At 63.2% G+C, this 18,844-nt stretch carries 15 protein-coding genes; 8 read left to right on the top strand and 7 right to left on the bottom strand.

Annotated elements, in window-relative coordinates; all coding sequences use genetic code 11:
* Positions 1-63: 63 nt before the first annotated feature.
* A complete protein-coding gene (locus tag AB4M76_RS12255; protein ID WP_368442156.1) occupies positions 64-1,335 on the bottom strand; it encodes a hypothetical protein in 1,272 nt (423 codons plus the stop codon).
* A gap of 121 nt (positions 1,336-1,456) precedes the next feature.
* On the opposite strand from AB4M76_RS12255, the gene AB4M76_RS12250 reads away from it, so the two are divergent.
* The gene (locus AB4M76_RS12250; protein WP_368442155.1) at positions 1,457-2,332 is read left to right on the top strand and encodes a lytic transglycosylase; all 876 of its coding nucleotides are present in this window, start codon (positions 1,457-1,459) and stop codon (positions 2,330-2,332) included.
* 58 nt (positions 2,333-2,390) lie between these two features.
* Here AB4M76_RS12250 and pepN read toward each other — a convergent pair whose 3' ends face one another.
* Positions 2,391-4,949, bottom strand: a complete 2,559-nt coding sequence (pepN, locus tag AB4M76_RS12245) for an aminopeptidase N (RefSeq protein ID WP_368442154.1) — start codon at positions 4,947-4,949, stop codon at positions 2,391-2,393.
* Between the two features lie 103 nt (positions 4,950-5,052).
* On the opposite strand from pepN, the gene AB4M76_RS12240 reads away from it, so the two are divergent.
* The 3 genes from AB4M76_RS12240 (at position 5,053) to AB4M76_RS12230 (ending at position 8,387) form a co-directional block, all read left to right on the top strand.
* Positions 5,053-5,283: a hypothetical protein gene (locus AB4M76_RS12240; RefSeq protein ID WP_368442153.1), complete on the top strand. Its 231-nt coding sequence runs from the start codon at positions 5,053-5,055 to the stop codon at positions 5,281-5,283.
* Between the two features lie 94 nt (positions 5,284-5,377).
* The gene (locus tag AB4M76_RS12235; protein WP_368442152.1) at positions 5,378-7,552 is read left to right on the top strand and encodes a malate synthase G; all 2,175 of its coding nucleotides are present in this window, start codon (positions 5,378-5,380) and stop codon (positions 7,550-7,552) included.
* Positions 7,553-7,604: 52 nt separating this feature from the next.
* Positions 7,605-8,387, top strand: coding sequence for a gamma-glutamyl-gamma-aminobutyrate hydrolase family protein (locus tag AB4M76_RS12230; RefSeq protein ID WP_368442151.1), 783 nt, complete (start codon positions 7,605-7,607; stop codon positions 8,385-8,387).
* A 137-nt stretch (positions 8,388-8,524) separates the two neighbouring features.
* Here the strand turns inward: AB4M76_RS12230 and AB4M76_RS12225 are convergent, their stop codons facing one another.
* A complete protein-coding gene (locus tag AB4M76_RS12225; RefSeq protein WP_368442150.1) occupies positions 8,525-9,091 on the bottom strand; it encodes a transposase in 567 nt (188 codons plus the stop codon).
* A 43-nt stretch (positions 9,092-9,134) separates the two neighbouring features.
* A complete protein-coding gene (locus AB4M76_RS12220) occupies positions 9,135-9,887 on the bottom strand; it encodes an SDR family NAD(P)-dependent oxidoreductase (protein WP_368442148.1) in 753 nt (250 codons plus the stop codon).
* 230 nt (positions 9,888-10,117) lie between these two features.
* Here AB4M76_RS12220 and AB4M76_RS12215 point away from each other — a divergent pair, with 230 nt between their 5' ends.
* The 4 genes from AB4M76_RS12215 (at position 10,118) to AB4M76_RS12200 (ending at position 15,548) form a co-directional block, all read left to right on the top strand.
* On the top strand, positions 10,118-10,831 hold the full coding sequence (locus AB4M76_RS12215) for a hypothetical protein (protein WP_368442147.1): 714 nt from the start codon (positions 10,118-10,120) through the stop codon (positions 10,829-10,831).
* Positions 10,832-11,045: 214 nt separating this feature from the next.
* Positions 11,046-12,620: a Re/Si-specific NAD(P)(+) transhydrogenase subunit alpha gene (locus AB4M76_RS12210; RefSeq protein WP_368442145.1), complete on the top strand. Its 1,575-nt coding sequence runs from the start codon at positions 11,046-11,048 to the stop codon at positions 12,618-12,620.
* A 13-nt stretch (positions 12,621-12,633) separates the two neighbouring features.
* Positions 12,634-14,067, top strand: coding sequence for an NAD(P)(+) transhydrogenase (Re/Si-specific) subunit beta (locus AB4M76_RS12205; RefSeq protein WP_368442144.1), 1,434 nt, complete (start codon positions 12,634-12,636; stop codon positions 14,065-14,067).
* 215 nt (positions 14,068-14,282) lie between these two features.
* Positions 14,283-15,548, top strand: coding sequence for a DUF3422 family protein (locus AB4M76_RS12200; RefSeq protein ID WP_368442143.1), 1,266 nt, complete (start codon positions 14,283-14,285; stop codon positions 15,546-15,548).
* On the opposite strand, the gene AB4M76_RS12195 is transcribed toward AB4M76_RS12200, so the two are convergent.
* The 3 genes from AB4M76_RS12195 to AB4M76_RS12185 form a co-directional block, all read right to left on the bottom strand.
* On the bottom strand, positions 15,484-16,557 hold the full coding sequence (locus tag AB4M76_RS12195) for a YeeE/YedE family protein (RefSeq protein ID WP_368442142.1): 1,074 nt from the start codon (positions 16,555-16,557) through the stop codon (positions 15,484-15,486). The two genes, AB4M76_RS12200 and AB4M76_RS12195, sit on opposite strands and share 65 nt — an antisense overlap.
* Before the next feature lie 208 nt (positions 16,558-16,765).
* Positions 16,766-17,764, bottom strand: coding sequence for an ABC transporter permease (locus AB4M76_RS12190; RefSeq protein WP_368442141.1), 999 nt, complete (start codon positions 17,762-17,764; stop codon positions 16,766-16,768).
* The gene (locus AB4M76_RS12185) at positions 17,757-18,794 is read right to left on the bottom strand and encodes an ABC transporter permease (protein WP_368442140.1); all 1,038 of its coding nucleotides are present in this window, start codon (positions 18,792-18,794) and stop codon (positions 17,757-17,759) included. The genes AB4M76_RS12190 and AB4M76_RS12185 overlap by 8 nt, the downstream gene beginning before the upstream one ends.
* Between the last annotated feature and the right edge of the window lie 50 nt (positions 18,795-18,844).

The raw sequence follows: 18,844 nt of genomic DNA, 5'->3' as shown, positions 1-18,844 counted from the left end.
CCTTCGGTCAATTGGAACTTGGCCGGTCATACTTTAGCGCAACAGGCGCTTCAAGAGGCAGGGTTAGCCGGGCATTGCGATTGGACGGCGGCCTTCGGTGAATACGACCCGTTTGCCCGCCTCGATCTCGCGTTGGAACAGGCCGGTGATGATGCGCATGGCGTCGGCCCGTCCGGCGGCGGCAAAGCGGCTGGGGGAGCGGACGCGCAGATTGTTGTCAAAGCCGCGCGCGGCATGGGCCCAGAGCATCGGGTGCAGTTCCGTCATATGGTCGCGCACGATCCAGCGGGCGCAATCGGCGATCTCGGCCCGGACTTCGCTGGCGGCATCGCTGCGGGGAACCTGACCGATGGCGCTGGCGCAATAGGCAGCGAGCAGATTGGCGGTATGCGGGTCGGGGCGGCGGGCGAGGATGTCGCGCAGCCCTTCGATAAAGAATGGCACATCAAGGTTGGCACAGGCCTGCGCATCGCAGCTAATGGCGTCGAATTGCACCCATGTATAGCCGCCCGCGCCCCATGTCGCTTCGGTCCGCGCGGCAGTGCGACGGGCCTCAAGCTCAAGCTGGGCATATGAGCCATGCCACCGCGGCAGAAGATGGTGGCCCATGGCCCGCATGGGGCGCGGGTTGGCGGGGTTCAGGTCGATGAGCCGCGCGTAGCGGTCGGCCACGGCGCGGGCATCGGCCCCTGTCCCCCCGAGCAAGGCACAACGGGTCGCGGCGAGCAGAGCCGAGCCGGTTGTGTCTTGGTCATATGGCGCGAGGATTTCCTGCGCTCTGTCGAAATGCGCGGCAAAGGCTTCGCGGTTGCGGGGGGGCATCTCGCCCTCGCCCTGCGTGCCGCGCCAGGCCCAGGCGATGTCGATATGGGTCTGCGCCACGACACAGGCGATCATCGCATTGCCTGCGTGTTCTTCCAGCACATGTTCCAGCGCTTCGATGCCGGCCATCAGCGGCGCGTCGCGGGCCGGTTTGCCGTCAAACAGCGCGTGTTCGGCGGCGAGAATCACATCCGCCCGCGCGCCAAAGGCCATAAGCTCGGCCACCGGCATCGCCCCGGGGGTCATGTCGCGCGATTGATCCGCGGCCTGTAGCGCCTCGGCCATCTCCTCCCAGCGTTCCTGCCGCACCAGCCATTGGGCGCGGTGCTGGTGACGGTCGCGGTGCAGCTCTTCGCGGGTGGGGTCGGGGCAGGCGATGCGCACCAGTTCATCCGGGCGCGGGCGACGGCGCAGCAGGGGGATGTCGAGTGGCTCAACCTCCGGCTCCGCCGCCGGGGCCTTGGCCAGCAGACCCTGTAGAGCGGACGGGAGAAGGGTAGAGAGAAATGTCATTCGGGGTCCGGTCCTGCTTGCCAGTCTTGTGTTGCTCCGAATTTGACCGCGTAATGGGGCGGAACCGTGTCGCGCCTGCGGAGCTTTCTGGAAATTTGTGTAGCGCGTTTGGACAGGGGTCGTGCAACGGTCTGTTTTCGGTGAAATCTTGCCGAGCTTCGCGTTCAAAGCGCTGCGGCTTGCCAAGTTCGGCGCGGGGCAGTCATATGGCGGCATGAAACCTCTGTTGCTTGCCCTTGCCCTCACTGTCGGTCCGACCTTTGCGGCGGCTGAGCTTTCGCAATCGCCTGCGGCATTTGTCGATGTGGTGGCGACCGCGCAGCCGCAGCCGCGGCCGAAAGCGCGCGAGGCTGTGCAAGAGGCGGCGCTGACCTTTCCCGAGGAGGTCGCGCCGAAAGAGACACCGCAGGTCCTGGAGACTGCGCCTTTCACCAGCAATCTGCGGCCGCCTGCGCGCAGCAGCACCCTGCCGCGCACAAGGTGGCAGCATGTGCGGGGCCATTCACTGTGGACGCGGGCGGCGCTGTCGGCGCTGAAGTCACATGGCAAGCCGCTGGTGGATATGGTGCCCGCGGATGTGGCGGAATGGTGCCCGGCCTATCCCACCGCGTCAGACCCGCAGCGCCGCGCCTTTTGGGTGGGGTTTATGTCTACGCTGGCGAAACATGAAAGCACCTACCGTTCTTGGGCCGTGGGCGGCGGCGGGCGCTGGTATGGGCTGTTGCAGATCCTGCCCGGCACGGCGCGGGGCTATAAATGCAATGTCGGCAGTGGCGACGGGCTGAAGAATGGCGCCGCGAACCTGAGCTGTGCCGTGCGGATCATGGCGACAACCGTGCCGCGCGACGGGGTGATTGCGGGCAATGGCAAACGGGGCGTCGGGGCCGATTGGGGGCCGATGCGGAGCGCATCAAAACGCAAGGACATGTCCAGTTGGCTGCGCCGCCAGTCCTATTGCCGACCGCTGGATGAGACCCGCCCGCGCGCGCGTCCCTGAGTTTTTGGAACAGCAGGGACGCGAGGTCAGCGTCGCGGCAAGGCGGCGCTGACCGGGTTCAGGCCGCGCGAATGCGGCTGAGCATTTCACTGGTGTCGCGGCTCAATCCGGGGGTGGCGAGCATACGGTCCAGCTCGACCTCGATCTTTGCCTGCCGCGCCGCATCATAGCGCCGCCATGTCTGAAAGGCCGAACACAGCCGCGCCGTGGTCTGCGGGTTGATCGGATCAAGCCGCATCAGCCAATCCGCCAGCAGGGTGTAACCCTTGCCGCTTTCATGGTGGAAGCCCGCGTGATGCATGGCCAGAGAGCCGAAGACCGCGCGGAATCGGTTCGGGTTTTTCCAGTTGAAATCCGCATGTTCGGTCAGGTGTTGCGCGACCTCGGCCGCCCTTTCCGGGCTGGCTTGGGAGACTTGCAGCCCGAACCACTTGTCCATCACCAGACGGTCCGCCCGCCACTGCGCCTCAAAGTCAGCCAGCGCCTGATCGCCATGGCCCGACCGCAGCAGCGCAGCCAGAGCGCTGAGTTGCTGGGTCATGTTGTCGGCCGCATCGAATTGCGCCTGCGCGCGCTCTGGCCCCTGAACGCGGGTGAGCAGAGACAGGGCGGCATTGGTCAGCGCGCGTTTGCCCGATTGTTCCGCATCGGGGCGGTAGGGCGCGTCGATCTTATGCTGCGCATAGAGCGTGCCCAGCACATCGGCAAAGCGCGCGGCCATGGCCTCCCGCGTGGCCTCGACCGCCGCGTAGATCGCGGCGGGGTCAGGGGTATGGCCCTTGGTATGCAGCGTGCTGGCAAGATCGGCATGGCTCGGCAGGCCGAGCATCAAGGCACGGTAGGCGGGTTCAAGTGTCTCATCGCTCAGCAGCGGTTCCAACGCATCCAGCCATGCGGCATCCGGCGCGCTGCTCAGAAGGATACTGTCCAGCAAAGACTGCCGCGCCAAGGTGCGCCCGGCTTCCCAGCGGTTGAAGGCGTCGCTGTCATGGGCCAGCAGATGCAGGCGCTCCTGCTTGCTCTGGTCATGTTCCAGCACCACCGGGGCGGAAAACCCGCGCAGGATGGAGGCGGTGGGGCGTTCGTCCAACCCGTCAAAGACAAAGCTCTGCTCGGCCTCGGTCATTTCCAGCACCCGGGTCGGCGCGACCTCTTTGCCGTCGGGGCCAATCAGCCCAACCGCGATGGGCAGTACCTGCGGCGCCGGGTCCGGCGTCGCGGTGCTGGGCGGGGTGTGTTGCGAAAAGCTGAGGGTCAGCACCCCTTTGCCCGCGTCCCATGCCTCCGTCACGGCAAGACGCGGGGTGCCAGCCTGACTGTACCAGCGTTTGAACTGTGTCAGATCGCGGCCCGTGGTTTCCTCAAAGACCTTGAGCCAATCCTCAATCGTCGCCGCATCGCCGTCATGACGCTCGAAATAGAGGTCAAGCGCTTTGGCGTAGGCGTCATCCCCCACCAGCGTCTTGAGCATGCCGATCACCTCGGCGCCTTTTTCATAGACGGTGGCGGTGTAGAAGTTGTTGATTTCCTGAAAGCTTTCGGGCCGCACCGGATGCGCCAGCGGGCCTTGGTCCTCGGCAAACTGACGGCCGCGCAGATCGATCACATCGCTGATCCGTTTGACCGGGGCCGAGCGCATGTCAGAGGTGAATTGACTGTCGCGGTAAACCGTCAGCCCTTCCTTGAGGCACAGCTGAAACCAGTCGCGGCAGGTGATGCGGTTGCCGGTCCAGTTGTGGAAATACTCATGCGCAATGATCGCCTCGATGCGCTCGAAATTGTCATCGGTCGAGGTCTCGGGCGAGGCCAGAACGGCGGCGGAGTTGAAGATGTTCAGCCCCTTGTTCTCCATCGCGCCCATGTTGAAATCATCCACCGCGACGATGTTGAAGATATCAAGATCATATTCACGGCCATAGACCTCTTCATCCCATGTCATGGACTTTTTCAACGCTTCCATCCCAAAGGCGCATTTGCCCTCGTCGCCGGGGCGGACATAGAGGTTCAGATCGACCTCGCGGCCCGACATGGTGGTGAAACGGTCCGAATGCGCGACCAGACCGCCAGCCACCAGCGCAAAGAGATAGGCAGGCTTGGGCCAAGGGTCGTGCCATTCGGCATGGTTCGGCCCCTGCGCCACAGGGTTGCCGTTGGACAAGAGCACTGGATGCGGCCCGTTGATGGTGACGGTAAAGACGCTCATCACATCGGGGCGGTCGGGGTAATAGGTGATCTTGCGAAAGCCCTCGGCCTCGCATTGGGTGCAATACATGCCGTTCGACATATAGAGCCCCTCAAGCGCCGTGTTGCGCTTGGGGTCGATCTCGACCTCGGCTTCCCAGATGAAGGGACCGTCGGGCACATCGCAGGTCAGGCCCCGCTCCGTAACCTTTGGGGTGACCGCTTTGCCGTCGATCTGTGCCGAGATCAGCGAAAGCTCCTCTCCATGCAGGAAGAACTCGGCATCCGCCGCCGCCGGGTTGCGGCGAAAGGCGATGCGGCTTTTCACCCGGGTCTTATGGGGATCGAGGTCAAAGGTCAGCGCCACCTCATCCACCAGATAGCCAAAGGGCTGATAGTCGCTGAGATAGATCGTCTGGGGGGTGGCGTCGCGCATTGGACCTCCTGTGGGGGGAACGTTCGTGTTGGTGAGAAGTTATGCCTCCACGAAGTGACCTGCAAGCCAAGCCGCTCCATTCTGCGACAAACGAGGTGCCTCTATGTCTGCCCCCGACTCAGATACCGACACGCAAAAGAAGCGTCATCGCCACGCGATACGGGGCATCAAAACCGCGATCATCGTCGGTGCCCTGCTGTTGATTGCCGCCATCGTCTATTATGTGCTGCAAGCCACGGACCCGTCGCCCGAAACGGCCGCCGAGGCCGAGGTCCATGCGGGCCAGAAAATCACCGAAGAGACCGATGCCGCGCCGCCCGATCTTCAACAGTAAAGCTAAACACCTTCAAATCCCCGCCGCTTGCGCGGTTAAGGCTTTCTGCTAGACAGTTTCCTATAGGAACCAACAGCCGCGAAGAGGGTGCAGCATGACGGGCAGAATTGACAAAGAAGGCTTGCAGGTAGACCGGCGTCTGGCCGACTTCATCGAAAACCGCGCCTTGCCCGGAACCGGTGTTGAGGCGTCTGCCTTCTGGTCTGGCTTTTCAAAGCTTGTGCATGATTTAGGCTCGCGAAACCGTGATTTGTTGGAAAAACGCGCGTCCCTGCAGGCGCAGATCGACGAATGGCACCGCGCGCGCGCTGGGCAGCCCCATGATGCCAAAGCCTATACCGCATTCCTGCGTGAAATCGGCTATCTGCTGCCCGAAGGCCCGGCCTTTGAGATCGAGACCCGGAACGTCGACCCTGAAATCGCGCAGGTGCCGGGGCCGCAGCTCGTCGTGCCGATCACCAATGCCCGCTTTGCCCTGAACGCCGCCAATGCCCGTTGGGGTAGCCTCTATGACGCCTTCTATGGCACCGATGCGCTGGGCGATCTGCCGAGCGGGAAGGGCTATGACCCCGCGCGCGGCGCGCGGGTGGTGGCGCGGGCCAAGGCGTTTTTGGATGAGGCGGCGCCGCTCACCACGGGCAGCCATGCGGAGCTGGCCGGCTACCGGGTCGAGGAAGGGCAACTGGTCGCGGCAGTGGCGGAAGGCGCGGCGCCTTCGCAGCTCGCAGACCCGGCGCAATTCGCGGGCTACCGCGGTGCGCCCGAGGCACCTGACGCGATCTTGCTGCGCAACAACGGCCTGCATATCGAGATCGTGATCGACCCCGAACACCCGATTGGCAAAGAGGACCCCGCCAAGGTGGCCGATGTCGTGATCGAATCCGCGCTTTCGACCATTATGGACTGCGAAGACAGCGTCGCGGCGGTGGATGCCGAGGACAAGGTGCTGGCCTATGGCAATTGGCTCGGCCTGATGAAGGGCGATCTGTCCGAGACCTTCGAGAAGGGCGGCAAGACCGTGACCCGGCGCATGGCCGAGGACCGGCGCTATACTGCCCCCGACGGCAGCGATCTGACGCTGAAGGGCCGCTCGCTCATGCTGGTGCGCAACGTCGGCCATCTGATGACCAACCCCGCCGTGCGCGACCGCGAGGGGCGTGAGATCGGCGAAGGGCTGATGGATGCGATGGTCACCACGCTGATCGCCATGCATGATCTGCAGCGCGCAGGCGGCAACTCGGTCACCGGCAGTGTCTATGTGGTGAAACCGAAAATGCACGGGCCGGAAGAAGTGGCCTTTGCCGATGAAATCTTTACCCATGTGGAAGCCGCGCTCGACCTGCCGCGCAATACCGTGAAACTCGGCATTATGGATGAGGAACGCCGCACCAGTGCCAATCTCAAGGAGTGTATCCGCGCCGCGAAACAGCGGGTCGCCTTTATCAACACCGGTTTTCTGGACCGCACCGGCGATGAGATCCACACCAGCATGGAAGCCGGGCCGATGGTGCCCAAGGGCGAGATGAAAAACAGCGCCTGGATCGCGGCCTATGAGGACCGCAACGTCGACATCGGTTTGGCCTGCGGCTTGCAGGGCAAGGCGCAGATCGGCAAGGGCATGTGGGCCATGCCCGACCGCATGGAAGAGATGCTGGAGGCCAAGATCGGCCATCCGCAGTCGGGGGCGAACTGCGCCTGGGTGCCATCGCCTACGGCGGCGACATTGCACGCGACACATTACCACAAGGTTGATGTTCTGGCCCGGCAGGAGGAAATCAAGGCCGGCGGGGCGCGCGGCAGCCTTGACGCCCTGCTGACCATCCCGGTGATGGATGGCCGCAACCTCAGCCCTGAGGAGATTACCCGGGAGATCGAGAACAATGCCCAGGGTATTCTCGGCTATGTCGTCCGCTGGATCAATCAGGGGGTCGGCTGCTCCAAAGTGCCGGACATCAATGACGTGGGCCTAATGGAAGACCGCGCCACCTGCCGGATTTCCGCGCAGGCTTTGGCGAACTGGCTGCATCACGGGGTGATCAGCCGCGAGGAAGTCGAGGCGGCGCTGCAGAAGATGGCCGCCGTGGTCGACCGCCAAAACGCCGATGATCCGACCTACACGCCGATGGCGCCGGGGTTCGATGGGGTGGCGTTTCAGGCGGCCTGCGATCTGGTGCTCAAGGGCCGCGAGCAGCCGTCGGGCTATACTGAACCTGTGCTGCATCAGCGCCGTTTGGAGTTGAAAGCACAGGCGGCACAGGGCGAAGGTTGAGCCCGGAGCAAACAGCGCTTATGTTCGGGCCATCGTGGAAGAGAGGTAACACATGGCCCGACCCGTTGTTGGCATTATCGGCAATTCCTACCTGCTGAACGATAGCTACCCTGTCCATGCGGGCGGGCAGATGAACACCGAAGCGATTGCCGGTGTGGCCGATTGCGTGCCGCTGATCGTGCCCAGCGATCCGCGTTTCGTCTCGGTCGAGGAACTGCTGGAGGTCTGCGACGGCTTTCTGCTGACCGGCGGGCGGCCCAATGTCCATCCCGAAGAATATGGCGAGCCCGAGACCGAGGCGCATGGCGCATTTGATCGGGCCCGCGATGCGGTGGCCTTGGCGCTGATCCGTGCCTGTGTCGCGCGGGGGCAGCCGTTCCTGGGGCTTTGCCGCGGGTTTCAGGAGGTGAATGTGGCCATGGGGGGCTCGCTCTATCCCGAAATTCGCGAGTTGCCGGGGCGGATGAACCACCGCATGCCGCCCGATGGCACCATCGAAGAGAAATTCGAGCTGCGCCATGATGTGAGCTTTACCGAAGGCGGGGTCTTTCACCGGGTGATGGGCGCGTCGAAGGTCCGTACCAACACGTTGCACGGGCAGGGGATCAAGGAACCCGGCCCCCGCGTGGTGATTGACGGCCATGCCGACGATGGCACGCCCGAGGCGATTTACGTCGCGGATGCGCCTGGTTTCACGCTGGCCGTACAGTGGCATCCGGAATGGAATGCCGCCAACGATCCCGTCTCGCGCCCGCTGTTCGAGCATTTTGGCGCCGCAGTACGGGCATGGGCTGCGGATGGATCGGCGCTGCCGGTGCTGACGGCAGCGCAGTAGGACGCGGCTGTCGCTTCGATGGTGACCTGCGCTGAAAATGAATAGGCGGAGGGGCCGGCCTGCGCCCTTCGTCGCTCTGAAGGTCAAGCGCGCCGCGTCTTTACCCCAGCAAATTGCCCCCTATGCCTGCGCCGCCTTCAACTGTGTAACCTCTCTGGCGGCATATGCGTGGGATACCGTCGCGGCACAGGCGCAACCTCCTCTTCCAACACCTCGAACTCCGGCTCGATCACCCGCGCGCGCTCCCGGTGGATGGCGCTGAACGGCCAATCCTCGGGCCTTTGGCAGAACCCGGCATGAACCGGGCTGAGATGCACCAGATTCCGATGCCGTTCAAAATCGGCGGCACCCTGTATCTTGTGTTCCCAAAACCGCCTTTGCCAAATGCCTTTCTCGCCGCGCTTGATCTGCCGCAGGCTGCGATGGGGCGGGGGCGGCAGATGTTTTGAGAACCGCGCCTTCCACATGCCGATCCGCTTCGCATAGTCGCCGTCCTGCGCAGGCAGGGTCCAGACCGTGTGGATGGCATCCGGCAAAACGGCAATCGCGTCGATGTGAAACGGTCTGCGCGCCAATGTCTCGCGCAGCGCCTGTCGAAGCAGGGGAATGCGGCGCAGCAGAACGTCATCACCCCGCTGCGCCAAACGCAGGGTAAAGAAATAGGTGCCGCCACCGGGGTCATGGAGCTGTCGTAACCGTGCCATGCCCCCAGCTTTGCGCAGCTTGGTTAAGACGCGTTTAACGCGCTCACATCTGCCCGCCGGCAATTTCGATACATTGCCCGTTCACACTTTCCGAGCCTTCGCCGACCAACCATGCCGCCGCAGCCGCGACCTCAGAAGGCGCGATCAGCCGTTTGTGGCGGTTGGCGTTGACCATCACGTCGCGGGCCTTGTCCTCTGACAGCCCGGCGCGTTTGGCGATGGTCTCGGTGTTGCGGGCGATGATATCGGTATCGACATAGCCGGGGCAGAGCGCGTTAAAGGTAAAGGGCTGCCCCATGTAATCTTCGCTCAGCGAGCGGATCAGACCGATCATCCCGTGTTTCGAGGCCGAGTAACAGGCCGCCCCCGGCAGACCGCGCAGACCGGCCATGGAGGAGACCGCAATCACCCGGCCCCAATCGGTCTGCCGCATGGATTTGAGGCTTTCGCGAATGGTCAGGAACGCCCCGTCGAGATTGGTGGCCATCATGTCGCGCCAGAAATCGAGATCGGTCTTATGCAGCGCGCGGCCCTCGGCCACGCCGGCATTGGCGATGCAGATCTGCACCGGACCGTTGGCCGCGACGGCCTCTGCAATGGTCTCGACCACCTGCGCCTCGTCGCGCACATCCATCGCCCTGCCGGTGATACCATCGCCCGCAACGGCATCGAGCACCTCTTGCCGCCGCCCGGTGATGGTCACCCGCGCGCCCTTGCGCGCCAGATCCCGCGCCATTGCCAACCCGATACCGGTGCCGCCGCCGGTGATGAAAGCGTGTTTGTCTTGCAGTGTCATAATCCCTCCCCTTTGCGCCTAGGGTGACGGGCGCGGCGCGGCAGCTCAAGGGGGATAGGTCGTGACGGCGCGTTAAAGCGCTTGGGGGGAGGCGGAGGTCAGAGGGACGTGGCGCCTGAGACACAGCGGCTTGCTCTAGCGCCCGCCGGACTTGCGACTCTGGCAAAACTTGCGCAACCTGTATCTGGTAACCTTGTGACAGCGCCTCATTTTTAACCCGGAGTAGTATCATGAATTTCTCACATTTCCCCGCCCTGACGCTGACCGCAGCGCTCGCCTTGGGCGCGACGACCGCGCAGGCCGTCGAAATGACAGGCGGCTCGGTCGGCCTGACCTATTCGACTTTTACTGACGAAACTGACCTCAACCGTGTGGGTTTGGAAGGTTCGGTGGAACTTGGCTTCCCGCGCAACTTCAGCCTGCAGATCGACGCGGCCTACCATGATTTTGACTGGGTCAACGCCGAAAGCACCCTGTTGGGCCTGCACGGTATCTATCACATGAATGCCGCAACCTCTTTCGGCCTGTTCTACACCCGCGAGAAATTTGAAGGTGAAGAAGCTGACATCGCCGGCGTTGAAGTGGCGCATGAGATTCAGGATTGGCGGTTCGAAGGCTATATCGCGGACACTGACAGCATTACCGGCGGCACCTTTGGCGGGGTTCAGGCCCGCTATGAGATGAGCCAGGGGTTCGGGCTGACCGGCTATTTCGACCGAAGCGAAGCAAACAACGGTGATCTGACGCGTTTCGCGGTTCGGCTTGACCGGGATGTCTCCCCAAGCACCAATCTCTTTATCGAAGTCGGTTCGGCAGAAGCCGATTTCGGCAGCGGAAGCGAAACGGAGCCTTTTGTCGCTCTGGGCGGCAAGATCATGTTCGGTGCAGATCGCAGCACAACCTTTGAACAGCGCGGTCTGGCGCGGTTGATCCCCGGCCTGTAAGCCTTCCTTGCTCCCGCTGCCATGGGCGGCGGGGGCATTTTTGTTCTGCGATCTCCCCTCAAGTCGAAAAACCGTCCCCTTATGTGGCAGTGCAGCAATAGCGCCGCGTTTCCCGCATCGGCTTGCTTGTACTATTGCTGCGCGCGCGATATCGCTCTGACTAACAAAGTTGCGCCACGCGGGCGCGACGGGCCAGAAAAAGGGGACTCACGGTTTGAAGATCGGGACACCGAAAGAGATTTTCGAAGGCGAGAACCGGGTCGCGATGACGCCGGAAAGCGCTCTGCAACTGCAAAAACTTGGACATAGCTGTATCATCGAGACGGGCGCCGGTGCGGCGGCAGGGTTCGATGATGCGGCCTATGATGCCGCCGGGGTCGAGGTGGCAAAGACCACCGACGCGCTCTGGGAGGCCGCCGATGTGATCGCCAAGGTGCGCGCGCCCTCTGAGGCTGAGGTCAGCCGCCTGCGCGCGGGCCAGACGCTGATTTCCATGTTCAACCCCGCCGGCAACACCGCGCTGATGGAGGCCGCCGCCGAAAAGGGCGCGACCGTCATGGCGATGGACATGGTGCCGCGGATCAGCCGGGCGCAGAAGATGGACGCGCTGAGCTCGATGGCGAACATCGCGGGCTACCGGGCCGTGATCGAGGCGGGCAACAACTTTGGCCGTTTCTTCACCGGTCAGATCACCGCGGCGGGCAAAGTGCCCCCGGCCAAGGTGCTGGTCGTCGGCGCGGGCGTCGCGGGTCTTGCGGCGATCGGCACATCGACCTCGCTCGGGGCCATCACGCTGGCCTTTGACGTGCGCCCCGAAGTGGCGGAGCAGGTCGAGAGCATGGGCGCTGAATTCGTCTATCTCGATTTTGAGGAAGAGCAGCAGGACGGCTCGGCTTCGGGCGGCTATGCCTCTGTGTCCTCTCCCGAATTCCGCGAAGCCCAGCTGGCCAAATTCCGCGAGCTGGCGCCTGATGTGGACATTGTCATCACCACGGCGCTGATCCCCAACCGCGAGGCGCCGGAGCTTTGGACCGAGGACATGGTGCAGGCAATGAAGCCCGGCTCGGTGATCGTTGACCTTGCCGCGGAAAAGGGCGGCAACTGCAAGCTCACCAAGATGGACGAGAAGATCGTCACCGAGAACGGTGTCACGATCATCGGCTACACCGATTTCCCCTCGCGCATGGCGACGCAGGCGTCGACGCTCTACGCCACCAACATCCGCCACCTGATGGCGGATCTGACGCCCGAAAAAGACGGTGTCATCAACCACGACATGGAAGATGACGTGATCCGTGGCGCCACCATCGCGCATGAGAAAGAGGTGACCTTCCCGCCGCCACCGCCCAAGGTCGCGGCCATCGCGGCGGCGCCGAAGAAGGAAAAGCCCAAGGAAAAGACCCCCGACGAGAAGCGCGCCGAGGAATTGGCGGCCTTCAAGGCGCAGACCAAGAACCAGGTCACGCTTCTGGCGGTTGGGGCGGCGCTCTTGCTGGGCGTGGGCCTCGTGGCGCCTGCGAGCTTCATGCAGCATTTCATCGTCTTCGTGCTGGCGGTCTTTGTCGGCTTCCAGGTCATCTGGGGCGTGGCGCATAGTCTGCACACGCCGCTGATGGCGGTGACCAATGCGATCTCCTCGATCATCATTCTGGGCGCGCTGATGCAGATCGGCTCGAACTCGGCACTGGTGATTATTCTTGCTGCTCTGTCGGTCTTCATGTGTGGGATCAACATTTTCGGTGGCTTCCTCGTGACACGGCGCATGCTCGCCATGTTCCAGAAATCCTGAAGGAGCACGCATCATGGACTATGGATTTACGACAGCAGCCTATGTGGTTGCAGCGGTTCTCTTCATCCTGTCGCTGGGCGGCCTCTCGGGGCAGGAAAGCGCGAAACGGGCCGTCTGGTATGGCATCACCGGCATGGCGCTGGCGGTCATCGCCACGCTCTTCGGGCCGGGGGCGGGGTTCTGGCTCCTCTCGCTGATCCTGATCGCCGCGGGCGGGGCCATTGGCTACCAATTGGCCACCCGGGTGCAGATGACGCAGATGCCGGAGCTTGTCGCGGCAATGCACAGCCTTGTCGGTCTCGCGGCGGTTTTCGTCGGCTATAACGCGCATATCGCGCTTGGCGACGTGCTGCTGATGGACGATGTGGCGCGCAAGTCCGCCCAGGGCTTCTCGGCGCTGCTGGCCAAGAAGGACAGTGTTGAAATCGCGATCCTGCGGGTGGAATTGTTCCTTGGCGTCTTCATCGGTGCCGTGACCTTTACCGGCTCGGTCATCGCCTATGGCAAGCTGGCGGGTCGCGTGAGTTCTGCGGCCACCAAACTGCCGGGCGGTCACCTGCTCAATGCCGGTGCTGCCGCGATCTCGCTGCTCTGCCTGATCTGGTATTTCAACACCGGGGGCTTCCTGCCGCTCTTCCTCATGACGCTGGCGGCGCTGTTTATCGGCTACCACCTGATCATGGGCATCGGTGGCGCCGACATGCCGGTGGTTGTCTCGATGCTGAACAGCTACTCCGGCTGGGCCGCCGCGGCGATCGGCTTCTCGCTTGGCAATGATCTGTTGATCGTGGTCGGCGCGCTGGTTGGGTCTTCGGGTGCGATCCTCAGCTACATCATGTGTAAGGCGATGAACCGGTCCTTCATCAGCGTGATCCTTGGCGGCTTTGGCGGCACCTCCGGTCCCGCGATGGAAGTCGAGGGCGAGCAGGTGGCGATCGAGGCCGATGGTGTGGCGCAAGCGCTCAATGAGGCCGACAGCGTCATCATCATCCCCGGCTACGGCATGGCGGTGGCACAGGCCCAGGGTGCGGTCAGCGATCTGGTCAAAAAGCTGCGGGCCAAGGGCAAGAACGTGCGTTTCGCCATCCACCCGGTGGCGGGCCGTTTGCCCGGGCATATGAACGTGCTTCTGGCCGAGGCGAAGGTGCCTTATGACATCGTGATGGAGATGGATGAAATCAACGAAGATTTCCCCGAGACCGACGTGGCGATTGTCATCGGCTCCAACGACATCGTGAACCCTGCGGCACAGGACGATCCCAACAGCCCCATCGCCGGCATGCCGGTGTTGGAATGCTGGAAGGCCAAAACGGTCATCGTCTCCAAACGCGGGCAGGGCACGGGCTACTCCGGCATCGAGAACCCGCTGTTCTTCAAGGAGAACACCCGGATGTTCTATGGCGATGCCAAGGCCAGCCTCGACAAGCTGCTGCCGCTGATCGACTGACCGTTTTCTTTTGAAGAAAACGGCCGGGAATTTTCAAAAAATTCCCGCGCAGCACCCCAAAGAACGCCCTGCCGGAAACGGTGGGGCGTTTGCCTTTTGGCTGGTATACTGCGGTACACTGCAACATGCTGAAAAATAATGATTATTCTCTGGCCCTCAGGCGCAGACCCGCTATTCTGAGGCGCAATTGACGCCTGAAACAGCGGAACACCCCCATGGCCCCGATCAAAGATCACCCCCAGCGGCTTGCCCTGACCGGCGAAATGCACGCGCGCCCTTTTCCGCAGCTTGCCGCGCCGTCGCGGGTGGCCTTTCTGGCGGTGAAACTCACCCCCGGCAGTGATCCGAAGTCAGAGTTGAACGCCCTTCTGGCGCATTACGGCGCGCCGCGTGCGGATGCGGAGGCCAAACACTATTACGGAGAGATGGGGCGTTTCACCCTGAAATGGGAGCAGCATACCGAGTTCGTGACCTATACGGTGATCGCGCAGGCGGGCCAGACCGCGCCCTTCGCGCCCACGGATTTCGAGGTCTTCCCCGAAGATTGGCTCTCCTCGCTGCAGGGCGAGCGGATCACCTCGGCGCTTGTGATGGTCCTGCCCAAACCCGATGACAGCGAGATCGCCGCGCATCTGCAAGACTGGTTCGTCCCCGAAAGCCTTGCCGTGGCCGAGGTGCTGGAAGGGGCCTCCGTGGTGGCGAGCGACTTTCGCATCGATCCCGCAGGCCACATGCGGCTGGCGCTTTTCATCGAAGCGCGCACCGGGGAGCGGCGGATCGGGCGGATCGTGCAGCGGCTCTGCGAGATCGAGACCTATAAGGCCATGTCGATGCTGGGCTTCATGGAGGCCCGCGGCATGGCGGCGGCGCTGAATGATCTGGACGGGCAGCTGTCCAGCCTGATGGGGGCGATGCGCAGCGGGGCCGGGACGGCGGCGGAAGAGACCCTGCATGCGCTGCTGGACGTGTCGGTGGCGCTGGAGGCGCTGACCGCCGACACCGCCTACCGTTTTGCCGCCACGGGGGCCTATGAGGCGATTGTCTATCAACGGATATCGGCCCTGCGCGAGGAACGTTTCACGGGGCGGCAGGGCTTTGGCGAATTCATGATGCGCCGCTATGAGCCGGCCATGCGCACGGTGAAATCAACGGAGAGGCGGTTGCAGACCCTCTCCGGACGCGCGCTCAGGGCTGCGGAGCTGCTGCGCACGCGGGTTGATGTGGAACGCTCGGCCCAGAACCAGGCGATCCTTGCCAGCATGGACCGCCGCGCCGATCTGCAACTGCGCCTGCAACATACGGTCGAAGGGCTGTCGGTCGTCGCGATCAGCTATTACGCGGTCTCTTTGGCGGGCTATCTGCTCTATCCCGCCGCCGCGCCGCTGGGGGTCAGCAAAGGGGTGCTGACCGCCGCGGTTACTCTGCCGGTAGTCCTTGGTGTCTGGCTGATGTTGCGGCGTCTGCGGCGGAAGATCGGCTGAGCAGCGCCTGCATGGCAAAGGCGCCCAGAGCGATCATCACGATGGCCTCAATCGCGGCGAGTGACAGTGTCGGCACGCCCGAGAGGCCGGCGCCCAGCGTACAGCCCCCGGCGAGCACACCGCCAACACCCATCATCGCCGCACCTGTCATATAGCGGCCGGTCTGGCGGGGCGCATCAAAGCTCTGCCAGCGGAACTCGCCAAAGAGCAGGCTGGCGATCAGCGCGCCTGCCAGCACACCGCCGAGCAAGCCGGTGCCGAAACCGGCGGGGATCGACGAACTGGCGATGGTCCAGAACAATGAGTCCGCCGCGGGGGAGGTGAAGCTCAGGCTTTCCATGGCGATCGGGTCAAATTCGTCGAGCAAGACAAAGCCGGTGCCGACCCATGCCGCAGGCACCAGCAGACCCAGCAAAGCCGCCATCACAAGCTGCCCCGGACGGTTGCCCGAGCGCAGCGCATAGGCCAGCGCCGCCAGCGCGATCAGCCCGCCCCAGAGCAGCGCGCCCCCGGGCAGGGCCGCGAGGCTCACGCTTTCGCCCATATCGACGGTGACCGAGCCGACAGCCACCCGCAGCGGGGCCAGCACGCCTTTGAGCGTCGCATGGGCCACCACGGCAAAGACCAGCACCACAAGTGCGGCCCGCAGGTTGCCGCCCCCCGTCAGCACCGTCAGCCGCGAGATGCAGCCGCGTGTCAGCACCATGCCCGCGCCGAACAACAGCCCGCCGATGGCGATGGCAAGGAAGGGCACCTCGCTGACCATGAAGCGATGCGCGTCGAAATTGATCAGCCCGGCAAAGACGGCGGCCTGTGTTCCGATCACCGCCACTGCGAGGGCGGTGAGCCAGATGCCGAGCGCTTGGCGGCGATCTTCGCCCACCAGGCTGCGGCGGAAACAGAAACGGGTGCGCTGCGCCAAGACGCCGAAAGCAAGACCGACCACAGCCGCCAGCAGAACAGATGCCTGTTTCGCCGTGGTCTCTTCAAAGCCGAAGGACTCAAACATCACGAAAACCCTCAAAAACGGAATTATTTCCCATTTGGCGGGAGGGGGCGCCGTAATCAAGTGAAAGCGCACCCGCTGCGGCGGTGGATCGCGGGATAATGTTTCGATCTGGCGGCTTCTGCGGCAATCCTGTTCGGCTGAACCGCGCAGGCCCAAAACGAAACGGCCCCCGGTGCGCTGTCCGGGGGCCGTTTGGGACTTATTTGGCTCAGCGCCCGCGAATGCGCGGATCAAGCGCGTCGCGCAGACCGTCGCCCAGATAATTCACCGCCAGCACCGTCAACGAGATGGCGATTCCCGGCAGCATGACCCGCTCGGGGAACTCCTGCATCCGGTCAACCGCATCGGCCAGTTGCTTGCCCCAAGTGGGGAAGTCCGAGGGGAAGCCGACGCCGAGGAAGCTGAGCGCGCTTTCGGTGATGATCGCCGTGGCCAGACCCAGCGTGGCCGACACCATGATCGGCGAGATCACATTGGGCAGCAGGTGCCGCCGGATGATCTTGCCCGGTGTGGTGCCGATGGACCGGGCGGCAAGGATGAACTCGCGTTCTTTCAGCGCCAGAATGTCACCCCGCACGATCCGCGCGGTCTGCATCCATGAGGTCAGGCTGATGACCGAGACGATCAGGATGAACATGCCGCCCTCAGGCCCGAACTGCGCCCGCAACGGCTGGCCAAAGAGCGTCACCGCCAAAAGCACCAGCGGCAGGATCGGCAGGCTGAGGATCAGGTCGGTAAAACGCATGAGCCAGAAGTCGAGCCGTTTGAAGAAGCCCGACAGCACCCCCACGGCGGTGCCGATGATCAGCGCCAGCGCCATCGCCATCCAGCCCACCGCCATCGAGACACGGCCGCCAAAGAGCATCTGCGCCAGAATATCCCGGCCCAGTTGGTCGGTGCCGAAGGGATGGCTCCACCCCGCTTTGGCATCGCCGTCCCAGAGCAGCGTATAGATTGGCCGCCAGTTCTTGTTGCGGATGTCCAGCTTCTTGGCGTCGATGTCCCACAGGTAGGGGCCAAAGATCACCGCCAGCGTGATGAAGATCAGAAAGCCGCCGCCGAAAAGCGCGCCCTTGTGCTTGCGAAACTGGTCCCAGACATCGCGCCATTGGCTGCGCGGCGGCTTTTGCGGGCCCTTGTCTTGCAGGGCCTTCATGAACTCCAGGTCGGCTTCGACGGGGCTGGCGGGGATGGGTTGCTCAGTCATAACGGATCCTTGGGTCAAGCAGGCCGTAGAGGATATCTGCGATCAGGTTGAACAGAACGATCAACACCGCAAAGATGAAGGTGAGGGTCATCACCATCGGCAGGTCATTGGCGCGCAGCGCGGTCAGCAGCAACTGGCCAATGCCGTTCACCTTGAAGACATTCTCGGTGATGATGGCGCCGCCGAAGATGGCAGGCATGCCAAGCGCGATGACGGTGACCACCGGGATCATCGAGTTGCGCAGCACATGCACCATGACCACGACGCTTTCCTTCAACCCCTTGGCGCGGGCGGTGCGCACGTAGTCCTGATTGAGGTTGTCGAGCATGGCGCCCCGCATGTAGCGGCTGATCTGGGCGGTGGTTTGCAGCGCCAGCACCATGACGGGCATGATCATCTGCATGAACTGCACCTTAAAGCTCTCCCAATCGTTCACCACATGGGTGGTGTCATAGATCGACGGCAGCCAGCCGAGATAGACCGAGAAGATCACGATGAGCAGCGGCCCGGTAAAGAAGGGCGGGATCGAGAAGCCGACCATGGTGACGAATGTCCCGGCCTGATCGAAAACCGAGTAGTGGCGATAGGCCGAGTAGATCCCGATCGGAATGGCGATCACGATGCCCACGATATAGGCCAGCCCCACGACCCAGAGGGTCTGTGGCATGCGCTGGATCACGATGTCCATCACCGGGGAGCGGGTCTGCCAGGAGATCACACGCAGCTTGCCTTCGGAGAAGGCGGTGTCGGGCAGCCAGCTGAATAGGGCGGAGCGGTTGGTCAGATAGTCGATGAACACCTGCGGCTCGATCCAGAAAACCTGCACCAGCCATTTCCAATATTGGATGTGGATCGGTTGCCCAAGGCCCAAGGCCTCGCGCATTTTCTCTTTCACTTCGGGCGGGACCGTCAGCGGCACTTGGGCCATCGGGTCGCCGGGCGCGAGTTGCAGCAGCAGGAAAATCACCAGGCTGATAAACAAAAGCGTCGGGATCGACAGAAGAAGTCGTCGGATGGTGAAGGTCAACATGGGCGTCGCCTTTGTAAGTCAGTCTGTAAGTTGGGGGCGAAAAAGGGTGT

The sequence above is a fragment of the Sulfitobacter sp. PS-8MA genome (genome assembly GCF_040933935.1).
GTDB lineage: Bacteria > Pseudomonadota > Alphaproteobacteria > Rhodobacterales > Rhodobacteraceae > Sulfitobacter.
Note: the sequence above shows the minus strand (reverse complement) of the source record. Positions and strands in the feature narration are given on the sequence as shown.